The organism is Rhodanobacter sp. BL-MT-08 (assembly GCF_054161255.1).
This window is the reverse complement of record NZ_CP167872.1, coordinates 2,386,860-2,401,994: the sequence shown is the minus strand read 5'-3', so window position 1 is coordinate 2,401,994 and position 15,135 is coordinate 2,386,860. Positions and strand designations below refer to the sequence as shown.

General features: G+C 58.3%; 6 protein-coding genes. All 6 read left to right on the top strand.

Going from position 1 to position 15,135, the window contains the following annotated elements; genetic code table 11:
- The first annotated feature begins 13 nt into the window (after positions 1-13).
- The 6 genes from ACDK93_RS10515 (at position 14) to ACDK93_RS10490 (ending at position 14,767) form a co-directional block, all read left to right on the top strand.
- Positions 14-3,046, top strand: a complete 3,033-nt coding sequence (locus ACDK93_RS10515) for a Tn3 family transposase (RefSeq protein WP_458068476.1) — start codon at positions 14-16, stop codon at positions 3,044-3,046.
- Between the two features lie 114 nt (positions 3,047-3,160).
- The gene (locus ACDK93_RS10510; RefSeq protein ID WP_458068475.1) at positions 3,161-3,658 is read left to right on the top strand and encodes an HAD domain-containing protein; all 498 of its coding nucleotides are present in this window, start codon (positions 3,161-3,163) and stop codon (positions 3,656-3,658) included.
- Between the two features lie 662 nt (positions 3,659-4,320).
- Positions 4,321-5,754 (top strand): GH39 family glycosyl hydrolase, encoded by a 1,434-nt coding sequence (locus tag ACDK93_RS10505; RefSeq protein ID WP_458068474.1) that lies wholly within the window; start codon positions 4,321-4,323, stop codon positions 5,752-5,754.
- Between the two features lie 263 nt (positions 5,755-6,017).
- Entirely contained in the window at positions 6,018-6,953 is a 936-nt protein-coding gene (locus ACDK93_RS10500; protein WP_458068472.1) for an SDR family oxidoreductase, read from the top strand.
- A gap of 41 nt (positions 6,954-6,994) precedes the next feature.
- Positions 6,995-8,566, top strand: coding sequence for a GMC oxidoreductase (locus ACDK93_RS10495; protein WP_458068470.1), 1,572 nt, complete (start codon positions 6,995-6,997; stop codon positions 8,564-8,566).
- Between the two features lie 309 nt (positions 8,567-8,875).
- Positions 8,876-14,767, top strand: a complete 5,892-nt coding sequence (locus ACDK93_RS10490; protein WP_458068468.1) for a DUF3320 domain-containing protein — start codon at positions 8,876-8,878, stop codon at positions 14,765-14,767.
- The last annotated feature ends 368 nt before the right edge of the window (positions 14,768-15,135 follow it).

The window sequence follows — 15,135 nt, the reverse complement described above, 5'->3', positions numbered from 1 at the left end:
AGACTGAAGACGCATGACAGCGCCGCATGAAACCGCGTACCCGCGCCTCAAGCCCGATCCCAGTGCACGCGAGCTGGAATTGCACTACACGCCCTCGGCAGACGACCTGACCTTTATTCAGGGACTGAGCAAACAGCCCACCATCCGCCTGGCCGTCATGTTGCACTTGAAGACACTCCCACGCAGAGGGCAGTTTGGTGCACTGAGCGAGATTCCTGAACGGATCACACGCCATGTGGCTGATGCGATGGGTTATCGTCGGACCTTCACAACGCGAGATCTCGACGATTACGACGCATCGCGCATGAAGCGCGAACACATCGCCCAGGTACGAAGCTATTTGAACGTGCGACCGCTGGGCGAGCCGGGGAGACGCTGGCTGCGCACGGTGGCGGAGAACGCGGCACAAACCAAGCATCTCTTACCCGACATCATCAATGTGATGGTAGAAGAGCTTTATCACCACCGCTACGAGTTACCGGCTTTCCGCACGCTGGACGAGATGGCCGCCAGCGCGCGCGAGGCTGTGCACGAAGTCCATTTCGAGCGAATCAGCGGATCACTAACGGCACTCGCACGCAAAAGGATCGACGAACTCCTGACCGTGGCACCCGGACAGACACACAGTGGCTGGCAGGCACTGAAGCGCGAGCCCAAGCGTCCGGGAAACAAAGAAGTTCGCTTCTATCTGCAGCACATCGAGCGTTTGCAAAAGCTGGGGGAAATGATTCCAGCGCTCGAAATGCCGGTACCAAAACTCAAGTATTTCCGCGCCATGGCGCGGGCACTGGACGCGAGCGATCTGGCCGAACTGAAGGCCGCGAAGCGTTACGCTCTGGCCGCCGTCTTTATACGTTCGCAGCACGGTAAGACGCTGGACGATGCGGCGGACTTGTTTATTCGCCTGATGCAGAACATGGAGAATACGGCCCAAAAGAACCTGATGACTTATCAGGTCGAACATATCAAGCGGACTGACAACCTGGTTGCGCAGTTGAAGGACATTTTGCAGGCTTACCAGATTGACGGCACCGACAGTCAGCGCATCCATGCCATCGGCGATGTGATCCCGGATCTCGCGCAGGCGCTCGCCGAGTGCGAAGAACACATGGCCTATGCGGGCAAGAATTTTCTACCGTTCCTGGCCAAGCCCTACGCTGGCCAACGCGCGCTGCTCCTCAATTGCATCGAGGTTATGGATCTACACACGTCATCGCAAGATCCGGTGATGGACCGTCTGATCAAGGCGCTAGATCGGTTGCGCCATCAACGTCGCGACGTCGTTGACGTCGCATCGCTGGGTCTGAATATGGACAGCGATTTTGGATGGCTATCAGCCAACTGGCGACGACATCTGTTCCCCAAGGCGTGGGGGGCTGACAAGGGCGGTTGGATGCAGCGGCGCTACTTCGAGCTGGCTGTGCTGTTCCAGATCAAAGATGAGTTGAAATCCGGAGATCTCTTCGTTCCCGGTGGAGAGCGATATGACGACTACCGCGAGGAACTCGTCGACGAGGCCACGTTCCAGGAAGAATTGGCGAGCTATGGTGAAGTGTCCGGCATTTCGACGGATCCGGTGGGCTTTGTTAACGTGCTGCGGGATCAGCTGCGAACGAAGTGCAAAGAAGTTGACGCTCGTTTTCCTGACAATGTGCACGCCGATATTGTCGACGGCCGCCTGATCCTCAAGAAATTGCAGCGCACCGAGTTATCCAAGGCGATTGCACTAGTGGATCACCTCATCACCGAACGACTCCCCGAGACCAGCATTGTCGACGTGCTGGTCGATTCGACCAGCTGGGTCGATCTGTCCAAGCATTTCAAACCGCTCGCGGGAACCAGTTCGCGTATCCGGGATCTGCATCACCGCGTGGTGACCACACTGTTCTGCTACGGCTGCAACCTGGGACCCACGCAAACGGTTCGATCAGTTCGCGGTTTTAGCCGCCGCCAGATGGCGTGGCTCAATCTCAAGTACGTCACCGACGACACGCTGGAGCGCGCGACAGTCGACACCATCAATCTCTACAATAAATTCGAATTGCCAGGGTATTGGGGAAGCGGAAAGTCGGCGTCGGCCGACGGCACAAAATGGAGCGTCTACGAGCAAAACCTGCTCTCTGAATACCATATCCGCTACGGTGGCTACGGCGGCATTGGCTACTACCACGTATCCGATAAATACATCGCATTGTTCAGCCGCTTCATTCCGTGCGGCGCCTATGAGGCCATCTATATTCTCGACGGCTTGATCGAGAACCGTTCTGATATCCGCCCGGATACCGTTCATGGCGACACGCAAGCGCAGAATTTTCCCGTGTTTGGGCTCGCTCATTTGCTCGGTATCGACCTCATGCCGCGCATCCGTAATATCAAAGACCTGTCCCTTTCCAAACCCGATGGACAAGCGTCGTACCCGCACATCCAATCGCTATTTGGCGAGGGCAGTATCGATTGGAATCTGATCGAGACCCATCTGCACGACATGCTGCGTGTCGCCGTGTCGATCAAGACAGGCAAGATCTCCGCCTCCACCATCCTGCGGCGCCTGGGCAATTACAGCCGCAAAAACAAGCTCTATTTTGCTTTCAAGGAACTCGGTCGGGTTATCCGAACGCTGTTTCTGCTGCGCTATATCGATGATGTCGACGTCCGTAAGACCATCCACGCAGCGACGAACAAGAGCGAAGAGTTCAACAATTTCACCAAGTGGGCTTTCTTTGGTGGCCAAGGGATCATCGCCGAGAATGTGTTGCACGAGCAGCAGAAGATCGTGGGGTATAACCACCTGGTTGCCAATCTCGTGATCCTTCACAACGTCGAACAAATGTCTCGCGTACTCGCCGAGCTGCGGGATGAGGGCATTGAGATCAGTCCCGAGGTGCTTGCCGGGCTATCGCCGTATCGAACGGCGCACATCAACCGTTTCGGTGATTACACCGTCGACACCAGTCGCGAAGTGACGCCGATCGACTTTGCGCGTCGGATTCTCAGAGAAGCTGAGGATTCGGCACTGACTGCCAGCGAAGGAGGGGCGCTGGTATAGAAGAAGCTCGATCGTGCGGATTCCAGTTAGGCTGCGTATTCCGATCAAACCCGCCACCCCGCGGACTATTTTTCAGAATGACATCGGAGTTTGCTGGCTTAGACCGAGGCTGTGATGCACGAAAAGGTGATTTACCTCGACTTCGACGGCGTGCTACATCCGGACGAGGCATATCAAGACGACAAGGGCCGGGTTTACCTACGCGGTCCTGGAAAACTGTTCGAATATGCTCCCGTGCTTGTGGAGGCGCTGGCTCTCTATCCAGACCTTCGGATCGTGCTCTCGACAAGCTGGGTACGGATGAAGAGCTATTCGTGGGTGTGCCGTCACTTACCCGAAGGCTTACGGAAGCGGGTCATCGGTGCAACCTGGCATAGTCGCTTCAAGCACGATTACGACGAAACTCTCTGGTGGCGGGACGCTTCGCGTTACCGCCAGATCAAGCGGGATCTACTGCGCAGGATGCCCGCATATTGGCTCGCGATCGATGACGACATGGAAGGTTGGCCAGAGAACGAGATGGACCGCGTGGTTTACTGCGATCCTGAAAACGCGCTTGGAGGTGAGCAAGCACAAGCACTATTAATCGACCGTCTCAAAGCGATGAGCTGAGGCGGCGGATATGCAAATGGGTGGACACGCTGTCCGGACCTCACATAAGCCACGTTACTTCCTTCATTTCTGCAGGACGGGTGACGGGTTCTTCTACCGCGTCGGGCGAGTGCCAAAATAAACGTCATCAGGCCGCATCAACGAAGCGCCCCACGAACGACGCGATTAAGAAAGCTATATTTATCTTTGACTTAGGAGGCGAATTGCCGGTTTTTGTATGAATCCCTGCCAACCCTCATGGTGACCCCAAGCACGCCTCCCGAGTGCGTTGGGCATGGACAAGTGCGTGCCTTAGAACTTCTGGACTTTGCCCCAGTCGTCAAGGATAAAGATGTTTTCGGGCTTGAATCCCCAGTGCCCATCGGGAGGGGCAAGATGTCGTGCTGGAGTTCGTGCCGCAGGACCAGCATCCGCAGCTGGCGCCGTGCCTGTGCAATCGTACAACTGCACAGCAAGCCGACGGCTGCCTGCTTCCTTGAAGGCTCCTAAAGTGCCGCATCACTATTTTCTATGCGTCACTCGGAGTGCACGCAATTGAGGAGACGCTGTAGCGTGATCACGCGGCATACATCACTCCGGCAGCGGTATTGGATAAGACGAGCTCGCTACTTTCATTCGATGATTATTTGAAACTGACTCGGCAACCCGCAAGGATTTTCTCTATGGCAGCAGTTTTCAACGGAAGTGTCGATGGGCAAAGTAAGCCGCTGCCCCACTTCTGGGAACATACGGTCGGAAGCGGTCACGCGACGCTTGCGCTTCGCGCCGATTGGCAAGCGCAGTTACGCAGGGCTCATAGCGAACTCGGCATGCAACACGTGCGTTTTCACGGCATCCTTTGTGATGACATGGGCACACTCATCAATCAGAGCAATGAGCTGCTCTATTCCTTTTTCAATGCCGATCAGATTTTCGACTTCTTGCTGTCCATTGGCATGAAGCCGTTTGTCGAACTGAGCTTTATGCCTACGGCGCTGTCTTCCAGCGGCCAGACGGTTTTTCATTACCGCGCCAACGTAAGTCCGCCCAGGGATCTTGCGCAATGGTCGGTGTTAATCCACAAGCTGGTCAGCCATTGGGTTGATCGCTATGGCCTCGACGAGGTGCGTACCTGGTTTTTCGAGGTGTGGAATGAGCCTAATCTCACGGCATTCGGCAGCGGTAGCCAGAGCGACTATTTTTCGATGTACCAATACACGGTCGAAGCGATCAAGTCCGTAGATGCCGCCCTGCAGGTTGGCGGCCCGGCCACGGCGGATAATGCCTGGGTCGTAGACTTCCTCGATTTCTGCCAAACCAACCAGCTGGCTGTCGATTTCATCAGTACGCATCATTACCCCACGGATTCCTTTGGTCAGCCGGGTGATGATACGGAGACAGAGTTGGCGGACAGCAAGCGGAGCATATTGCGCGAAGAGGCTCTTGCGGTACGGCGGCAGGCCGGCAAGCTTCCGGTGTACTACACCGAATGGTGTACGTCGTCTAATCCGCGCGATCCCATGCACGACGATCCCTACGCCGCGGCTTTCATCGTCAAGACCGTACTCGAGGCCAATGGTCTGGTTGAAGGCTACAGTTACTGGACGTTCTCGGATATTTTCGAGGAGAACTATTTTCCGTCCGTGCCATTCCATGGCGGTTTCGGGCTGCTGAATATTCACGGTATCGCCAAGCCATCCTATCGAGCCTATGAGCTCTTGCACGGTCTGGGCGCGCAGCTGATGCCAGTCAAGGGACACCATGCCACCGTCGACGCGTGGCTGGTTCGCGACGAGAAATCCGCCGCCGTCGTACTCACCAATTTCGGTTTGCCGCGACACCCCATCCAGACAGAAGCAGTCTCTTTTACGGTCAAGGGCGCCAAGGTCAAAGCGGGCGGGACCTTGCAACGCATCGATCTTCTCCATGCCAACGCGAAACGGCGCTGGGAGCAGATGGGCAAGCCTGAATACCTCAGCAGCGGAATGGTCGATGAGTTGAACGAAGCGTCGAAGCTGCAGAGCGAAAAGATTAAGTTTGGCGGCACAGAAAAGGCACGCACCATCGAAATTGACATGCCTCCGCAGTCCGTTGCGGTTATCCATTTTGACTGTTGATGGCTCGCTTGACGGACATGTACCTATCCTCTAGAACCGGCTGATCAGAAGGCGATGGCCGTCGGATCGACCAGCATGTTCGATGGCGGCGAGGGCCATCGCCTGCAACCGCCATAGCTTTCGAGGCGCCGCACCGACGACACGTTTGTTTGCGTTCGGCCGCAAAACACACGCGACCAGCGGGGCATCGCCCCTGCGAGCGCTAGTCGCCGAGCCGTTTGGGTATTCCACGCCAAGGCCCTATCCGGTCGCAGGAAGTTTCGTTGCAGCCATCGCAATGCTCACGCGTATGCGACGGTGGAGAGAACAGAGTAATACCCGACGCCTTTTACATCTTTCCAAGGATACTTTCTGTGACAACTCCTGACTCCGATGCTGCCAAAACTTCCTTGCCGATCTACAGATTGCTCGATGGGCAGAAAGCGCTGGTGACGGGTGCCAATTCGGGCATCGGTCAAGGCATCGCGCTGGCGATGGGTCAGGCGGGTGCAGACGTGTGCGTCAACTATGTTGACGGCGACGATGCCGCGCAGGCCGTGGTAGACGCACTTCGTAGCTTCGGCGTCCGAGCGTTCTCCTTCAAGGCGGACGTATCGGACGAGACTGAGGTAAGTGCCATGTTCAAGGAAGTGGTCGCCCAGTTCGGCACGGTCGACATTGTCGTTGCCAACGCAGGCCTCCAGCGCGACTCCGCGTTTCACGAAATGACACTGAAGCAATGGAACAAAGTTATCGGTGTCAACCTTACTGGCCAGTTTCTTTGCGCGCGCGAAGCGGTGCGCGAATTTACGCGACGTGGCGTAGTGCCTTCCGTTTCCAGGGCGGCAGGAAAAATCATCTGCATGAGCTCGGTTCACCAAGAAATTCCGTGGGCCGGCCACGCCAACTACGCCTCATCCAAGGGCGGTGTCAAGATGCTGATGGAGACTCTGGCCCAGGAGCTCGCACCGCTGCGCATTCGAGTCAACGCGATTGCGCCCGGCGCAATCCGTACGCCGATCAACACGTCGGCATGGAGCACGCCTGAGGCCTACAGGCAGCTGATGAAACTGGTCCCTTACGGACGCATCGGTGAGCCGGACGATATCGCCCGCGCCGCGGTCTGGCTGGCGTCGGATCAGTCTGATTACGTCGTCGGCACCACCCTTTTCGTGGACGGCGGCATGACCTTGTATCCGGGCTTTGCCACTGGCGGCTGACGCTGGCCCAAGACTCCATCCCTGACGTCAGGAAACACGACATGGCAGACGCCCATTACGATCTCATCGTTATTGGCAGCGGTCCCGGCGGCGCGTCGCTGGCGCACAAGCTGGCGCCAACCGGAAAACGCATACTGTTGATCGAGCGCGGCGATTACCTGCCACGCTCGCCGGCCAATTGGGATTCGCAAACCGTTTTTGTCGATGCGGCCTATCAGACCACAGAGACGTGGTACGGCAAGCATGGCGACCCGTTTCACCCCGGCTTGCATTATTACGTCGGCGGCAACTCCAAGGTGTACGGCGCGGCCCTGTTCCGCATGCGCGAACGTGACTTCGGCGAGGTTCAGCACAAAGACGGTGTTTCACCCGCGTGGCCCTTGAGCTACGGCGACTTCGAGCCGTATTACGCCGAAGCAGAGCGGCTCTTCCACGTGCATGGTCAGCGCGGTGAAGATCCTAACGAACCGCCGTCCAGTGGCCCGTTTCCCTATCCCCCGGTGTCTCACGAGCCGCGTATTCAGGCGCTGAGCGAAAGCCTGCGCGACCAGGGGCTGCATCCGTTTCATCTGCCGCTGGGCATCCTGCTCGACGAAAAAAACGGCAAACCTACGCCATCCAGTATCTGCATCCGCTGCGATGCATTTGACGGCTTCCCTTGCTTGCTGAATGGCAAGGCCGACGCCCAGGTCATCTGCGTGGATCCCGCGCTGAAGGCGCATCCCAATCTCACGCTTCTGACCGGCGCCTACGTGTCCCGGCTGGAGACCGACGCCAGGGGCAAGAGCGTCAATGCCGTACATGTCACCCGCGATGGCTGCGAGGAAACGTATTGCGCGGACATGGTCGTCGTGGCCTGCGGGGCGCTCTCGTCGGCGCTGCTGTTGTTGCGCTCGGCCAGCCCGCAGCACCCCAACGGTCTGGCCAACGGTTCAGATCAAGTGGGGCGCAACTACATGCGCCACAATCAATCGATCCTGATGGCATTGATGCGCGAGCCCAACGAGACGGTTTTCCAGAAGACGCTTGCCGTCAGTGATTACTACTTCGGGGCCGAGGACTGGGACTATCCACTAGGGCTCATCCAGATGTGCGCCACGTCGCACGGGGCGCAGATTCGCGGCGAAGCACTTCCAGCGTGGCTGGAGTGGATGCCGAAGATGCCGTTCGAGGAGATGGCGCGGCACTCGATGGACTTCTGGCTTTCAAGCGAGGACCTGCCGCGCGCCGAAAACCGCATTCGTTACGATGGCGAACGCGTGGTGCTGGATATCAGCGAGGGCAATATGGAAGCCCACCACCGGCTCAAGAAAAAGCTCGAGCAGCTGCTTAGCAATGCGGGTGCCCATCCTGTACTGCTAGAGCGCAGCCTATACCTGGGAAAGGACATTCCCATCGGAGGCACGGCGCATCAAGCAGGCACGGCAAGGTTTGGTACGGATCCGGCCACATCCGTACTGGATATCCAGTGCAAAGCGCACGAGCTGGACAACCTATACATCGCCGATGCTAGCTTTTTCCCATCCATCGGTGCGGTGAATCCAACCCTAACCATCATTGCCAATGCACTTCGCATAGCTGACGCGATTCGGTCGAGATTGATGGGAAGCTAGCCGATTCGGATGGGCGATCTGATTCGGCATTGGTATCACCATGCTCAGCGCTGCTGGCGAGCCTGGTCTGGTCCACTGAAGATGGTTCTCAGGCTCGATGCCGGAAATGGGCAACTCGTTGGCGACGTTGGGCAGTTTGGCTGGCGGCCACAATTAGTTTCGCGGGCGAAGCTGGTCAATTGCTGTAGCGAAGGTGGTGGGTGGCAGGTGGCCGGCGTATCGCAATCAGCCTGCAGCTCGCAAATTCGAAACTTCTGCCGATCCGGCCTATGATCAGGCTCTTGGAGTTGTGTCGGAAGGTCAGGGGCTATGGGGATCTCTATCGAGGGGATTGTCAGCACCAAACTGGGGCTGGCGTCGCATCAGAATGCTGTGCCGTTACTGCGGCAACTGACCATCGCAAATGACGGCGCGGAGGGTTTTGACGACTTGATCCTTGAGCTCGAACCGAGCCTGCCTTTTGCCGCTGCGAAGACTTGGCGCATCGACCGTCTGGGCCCTGCCTCATCGATGGCGATTCCGGATCGCGATATCGAGCTGAAGGAAGGGTACCTGGCTGACCTGACCGAAAGTATGCAGGCGTCGGTGCACCTTCGCTTGCGGTCGAGCACCGGCGTGGTCGCTGAGCAGCGGTTCCCGATCAAACTGCTGGCACGCAACCAGTGGGGCGGCGTAGGCAGCATGCCGGAGCTTTTGGCTGCGTTTTGCATGCCCAATGATCCCGCGATCGACAAGGTACTCAAGAGCACGTCCGACGTGCTGCGTCGAGCCGGGCGGCCTGACGGTATCGATGGCTATAGGGCGGGCTCCCGTCAGCGAGTCTGGGAGTTGGCCTCGGCTGTCTGGTCCGCAGTTTGCGGGTACCAGATCAGCTATGTACTGCCTCCGGCGAGCTTCGAGCAGGAGGGGCAAAAGATCCGACCTCCGTCACAGGTCCTCGATGGCAGCGTTGGCACCTGTCTGGATACAGCGCTTTTGTTTGCTGCCGCCTTGGAGCAGGGCGGCCTCAATCCCATTCTTCTGCTGACCAAAGATCATGCGTTCACGGGTGTCTGGCTGCAGCCGCAGGAGTTCTCACAGGTACTCAACGAAGACGCCTCATCGGTGCGCAAGCGCATCGAACTTCAGGAACTGCTGGTCCTTGAGACTACGTTGGCCACGCGATCGCCCGCGCCGGGCTTCAGCCACGCGGTAGATATCGCCAAGCGCCAACTGAGCGACGAAGACTTCGTGATGGCAGTCGACGTGCGCCGAGCTCGTATGCAGAAGCTGCGCCCGCTCACGGTCGGCGCTAAGACGTTTGGAGAGTCATATGACGACCAAGAACCAAGGGTCAGCGAGGCCCTGGAATCAGCCCCGGAACTGCCAGCCTTTGATGTCGAAGTCGAGGAAGAGCCTTCCACTGCAGCCGACAAGCTGGAGGTATGGCAACGCAAACTACTCGATCTGACCACGCGGAATCGTCTGCTTCACCTGCCTGAAAGCGCCAAGGTGATTCGACTGACATGTCCGGATCCTGCGGGCCTCGAGGACATACTCGCGGTTAACAAGAACGTGCGTATCGTCCACATGCCCGACCTGGAAGTGGGTGGCAGGGATAGCGAAATCTACAAGAAGCGCAATCGTGAAGATCTCGAGGAAGAAGCAGCGCGTCAAGCCATGGCGCGCAATGAGGTGCTCTCCCGGATGGAGAAGGGGAAGCTTGAAGCCGCACTGGTCGACCTTTACCGCAAGGCCCGCTCGGACCTAGAAGAGGGTGGCTCCAATACGCTCTTTCTCGCCATCGGTTTCTTGCGCTGGAAGAAGGCCGAAGACGACCCCAAGAGCTACTGCGCGCCCCTGATCCTGCTACCGGTAAAGCTGGAGCGGCGCAGCGTTCTATCCGGGGTGAAGATGTCCATGGTGGATGATGAGCCGCGGTTCAATCTGACGCTTCTGGAACTGCTGCGTCACGACTTTCAGCTCAATATTCCCAGCTTGAGTGGCGACCTGCCGACGGACGAGAGCGGCATTAACGTTGAACAGATCTGGAATATTGTGCGCCGTGCTGTGCGCGACATGCCGGGCTTCGAGGTCACGACCGACGTCGCACTGGGCACGTTTTCGTTCTCAAAATACCTGATGTGGCGTGATCTGATCGACCGTTCAGCGCAGCTGATGCAGAACGATGTGGTGCGACATTTGCTACAACACAAACTCGGCGGGTCGTCACTGGAGTCGGCGGGTGAGTTCCCCGAGCCCAAGAAACTAGATGCTACTGTCGAGCCCGGCGAGCTGTTTACGCCGCTTTCCGTCGATTCCTCGCAATTGGCAGCCGTCGTTGCTTCCGCTATCGGTCACAGTTTTGTGTTGGACGGGCCGCCGGGCACGGGCAAATCGCAGACAATCGCTAACATGATCGCGCACAACCTCGCGTTAGGACGGCGCGTATTGTTCGTGGCGGAAAAGATGGCAGCACTGGATGTCGTGAAGCGCCGCCTGGAAGACAGAGGCATCGGCCAGTTCTGCCTGGAACTGCATTCAAGCAAGTCCTCAAAGATGCATGTGCTTCAGCAGTTGGACCGTGCATGGACATCTCGCGACACGCTGACGGAGGCTGAATGGAGTGCGCAGGCTGAGAAGGTGCGCTCGCTCCGAGACCGACTCAACGAAGTGGTGCTAGCGCTCCACGAGCGTTGGTCCAACGGTTGGTCGGTACATGAGGCTATTGGTCGCGTCGTGAAGGATGCGACGCCGATGACGCCTCGGCTTTCCTGGCCTGAAGGAACGGAGCATGACGCCGCCCAGATGGAACAGCTTCGGGATATTGCCCGGCGCTTGGATCTCAATCGGGCTGCGGCCGAGGGTGTGCATGCACGGATGACCCTCGTGGTCCGGACCGAGTGGTCCAATGCCTGGCAGGAATCCGTGGTGGGTGCGGCCCGCCAGGTACTTGCCGCGCTTAACGCATGTGACAACGCCTGCGCGCAGGTCGTACAGAACACCGGGCTGTCGATAGGCGCGGGGACGCCTGTTGCCGCCAGATTGCTCGAGTTTGTCCGACTCCTGCCGGACGCCCACGGTGTCGATCTACGTTTCGCTTTCTCGCCAGCGCTGAATACCATTCGCGCCGCGGCTCAACAGGCGTCATCCGCACTGAAGGACTATGAGGGGCTGGAGTTCCGCTTGTCTCAGACCTATGCGTCGGAGGCCGTCCGTCGCATCGACGTCGACACGCTGAGAAGCGAGTGGACCGAGGCATCCGGCAAGTTCTGGATCCTGGCCACGCTGGCCAAGAAGAGGGTAGCCAAGGCTCTCGCCGGAACTGCAGGAACGTCCGCTCCTCCCAATCTAGAGGCTGACCTTCCACTGCTTGCCGCCATGAAAGACCTCGTGGCCAAGATCGACGCTCTGGACCGCGACCTTCGAGATGTCCCGGGGTGGTCCGCTCTGAGCACCAATGTGGCCCGCATGGCGTTTGCGACCAAGTTTGCCGAAAGCCTTCGTACGCACCTCATTCCGTTGGCCAGCTCACCTGAGCAACTGGTGACGCTGCGCCATGAAGCTCAAAAACTGGTGGTCGACGGTAATGACCTCTTAGCGCCGAATGGTCCCATCGCCGTGGCCATAGGCGAGCTGATGAGTCGGTACAAGGCGCTATTCGATGCCACCGAGGTGTTCGGCAAGGCGGCGGGCAGTGAGGTCGACCTCAACAAGCAGGTGCCGGAGCTCTTCGCTAATGCCCAGGCGGTCATTGACAGCGAAAAGGCCTTGAATGCCTGGTGCAGTTGGCGGCGCGTACGCCAGGAGGCCATTGCTTGCGGACTGCAACCTCTGGTTGATGCGGTGGAGCAGGGTACTCTCCCTGACGGCTCGGTCGCTCACACCCTCGAGGCGGCGTATGCCCGCTGGTTTGCTTCGAAGGCTATCGACGCGGAGCCGCTTCTATGCCATTTCGTACCAGCGGAGCATCAAAGCGACATCGACGCGTACACCAAGGCGGTGGACGCACTGGGCGAGCTCACGTCGGCTTACATTCGCGCCAAGCTCTCAGGCAACATTCCGGACAAGAACGGTGTTACCAAGCGAAGTGGTTTCGGCATTCTCAAGCATGAACTGCAGAAACAACGCCGTCACAAGCCAGTACGCCAGTTGGCCCAGGAAATGGGTCAGGACTTCACCGTCCTGGCGCCTTGCATGCTGATGAGTCCCTTGTCGATCGCTCAATACCTGCCGGCCGATCACGAGCTATTCGACTTGGTCATTTTTGATGAGGCCTCACAGATAGCTCCGTGGGATGCTGTGGGTTCCATCGCGCGCGGCAAACAAGTGGTCATAGCGGGTGATCCGCGGCAAATGCCACCCACCAGCTTTTTCAACCGTGGCGCTAGCGCTGGTGAGGACGATACCGACGAGGATCTGGAGAGCATTCTTGACGAATGCATCGGTGCAGGCGTGCCCCAGCACAGTCTGACCTGGCATTACCGCAGTCGGCACGAAAGCCTCATCACCTTCTCTAATTACCGCTACTACGGTGGCAGCCTGATCACTTTCCCGGCGGCCGACACGTGCCCGAGCGCCGTTTCCTGGCGGAAGGTTGACGGTATCTATGCCCAAGGCAAGGGAGGGCGCCGGAATCAGATAGAAGCCAAGGCCATCGTGACGGAGGTGGTCAAACGGCTCACGGACCCGGAATTCATCGCATCCGGCCAGTCCATTGGCATCATCACCCTCAATGCCGAGCAGCAACAGTTGGTGGACGATCTCCTCGATCAGGCGCGGCGTGAACATCGCGAGATCGAGCCATTCTTCAAGGACGATCTGGCCGAACCCGTCGTGGTCAAAAATCTGGAGACCATGCAGGGTGATGAGCGTGATTTGATCATCCTGGGTATCGGTTTTGGGCCAACCGTGCCGGATGCGAACGTGATGTCCATGAATTTTGGACCACTCAATCGCGAGGGCGGTTGGCGCCGATTGAACGTCGCCGTGACACGATCACGCCGCGAAATGATGGTCTTCACGTCTTTTGATCCATCGATGATCGACCTCAACCGCACCTCGGCGCGGGCTGTGCAAGATCTGCGTCATTTCATCGAGTTTGCCCACCTGGGACCGAAGGCCATTACAGCCGCTGTGCGCGGTTCCGTAGGTGATTACGACTCCCCATTCGAGCAGTTTGTTGCCGAGGGGCTGCGGGCAAAGGGCTGGGAAACCCATCCGCAGATTGGCGTGTCGCGCTTCCGTATCGATCTGGGCGTCGTGCACCCGGATCGACCGGGCGACTATCTTGTCGGCGTCGAGTGCGATGGCGCGACTTATCACAGTGCTGCAACAGCGCGGGATCGCGACAAGGTTCGAAGCGAGATTCTGCGCAGTCTCGGCTGGCGGCTGGTACGCGTCTGGTCAACGGCGTGGTGGGTTGATCGCGAAGGCGCCCTGGAACGACTGCATGAAGCGATCAGCGTCGAGCTTGAGGATCAGCGTGCCAAGGCAGGCGAATTGAAGCGAGCCCGGGAGGTCGAAGCTGCAGCTGCAGCCAAAGCGATGGAAGCCGAAGGTACGGCCATTGTGGAAAGGGACACGGCGCAGGACGGCGATGCCGGGGAGATGCCTGCCTCTGATCCATCGCCCGTGAAGACGGTGGAAAGTCCCTCGCCCGAACCCATGCGATTGGTCGCACGCGGTCCGAGTGATGACAGGGCGGTCCCCATAGAGCGTACTTACCGAATGGCTGACCTTTCCCACCTGGAATCGTCACTTAAGCCGGACAACTTCCACGAAGCGTCGTACGACGCCACCCTCGAGACGTGCATCCGCGAAGTGCTTGAGCAAGAGGCGCCAATCCTCGACAAGGTCCTCGTCGATCGGATCGCCCGAGCTCACGGATTCAAGCGGTCCGGTCGTCTCATTCGTGAACGTTTACTTGAGCTCGCGGAGCGCCATTACCACTTCGAGCCCGACCCGGAGCCGGACCATGGGCATTTCGTGTGGCTGGCCGCGGACGATCCTGTTCGTTGGAACATTTATCGCGTACCGGAGCAGGAGGAGGACATCCGCTTCATCGAGGAACTCGCTCCTGAGGAAATCGCTGCCATGGCGCGGTCAATCCAGAGCGATGACCCGGTAGTTGATATCGCGAGAGCCTTTGGCATCCGCAGGCTCTCGGCGTCGGCCAAAGGCCGGCTCGTCAGCGTGCTCGGAGCCAATGCAACGCGTTAGTCAAAGCCGAGGAACCGCGTGACCATTTAAGACTACGCGCCCACCCATTTGTCGGCAGTTTGTTGGTTCCGATATGGGGCAGCTTCTCGCCCGCTCGGAGGAGGTTGTTCGTTGTTGCGCGTGCACTTCTTCGTTGTGAAAGAGCAATAAAGTGGCCCATTACATCTCCGTTGCTCTCAACTGTGTGCACCTGGAACGGCGTCGCGCGAAATGTGCGCAGTCCTAACTGCGCGCCGGGGACATCAGGACTGTGTAGCCATGCCATTTTGGAGTGCGCTCAACAACAGGGCCAGCAGCATGGCCAAGACGGCCACCGTCCCGATGGCTCCATTATTTCGCATAATGTATATTATGTCAAATTAGAGATT

Excerpts from the sequence above, each read along its gene's own strand:
- ACDK93_RS10515 (WP_458068476.1), top strand. The coding sequence starts at position 14 with ATGACAGCGCCGCATGAAACCGCGTACCCGCGCCTCAAGCCCGATCCC.
- ACDK93_RS10510 (WP_458068475.1), top strand. The coding sequence starts at position 3,161 with ATGCACGAAAAGGTGATTTACCTCGACTTCGACGGCGTGCTACATCCG.
- ACDK93_RS10505 (WP_458068474.1), top strand. The coding sequence starts at position 4,321 with ATGGCAGCAGTTTTCAACGGAAGTGTCGATGGGCAAAGTAAGCCGCTG.
- ACDK93_RS10495 (WP_458068470.1), top strand. The coding sequence starts at position 6,995 with ATGGCAGACGCCCATTACGATCTCATCGTTATTGGCAGCGGTCCCGGC.
- ACDK93_RS10490 (WP_458068468.1), top strand. The coding sequence starts at position 8,876 with ATGGGGATCTCTATCGAGGGGATTGTCAGCACCAAACTGGGGCTGGCG.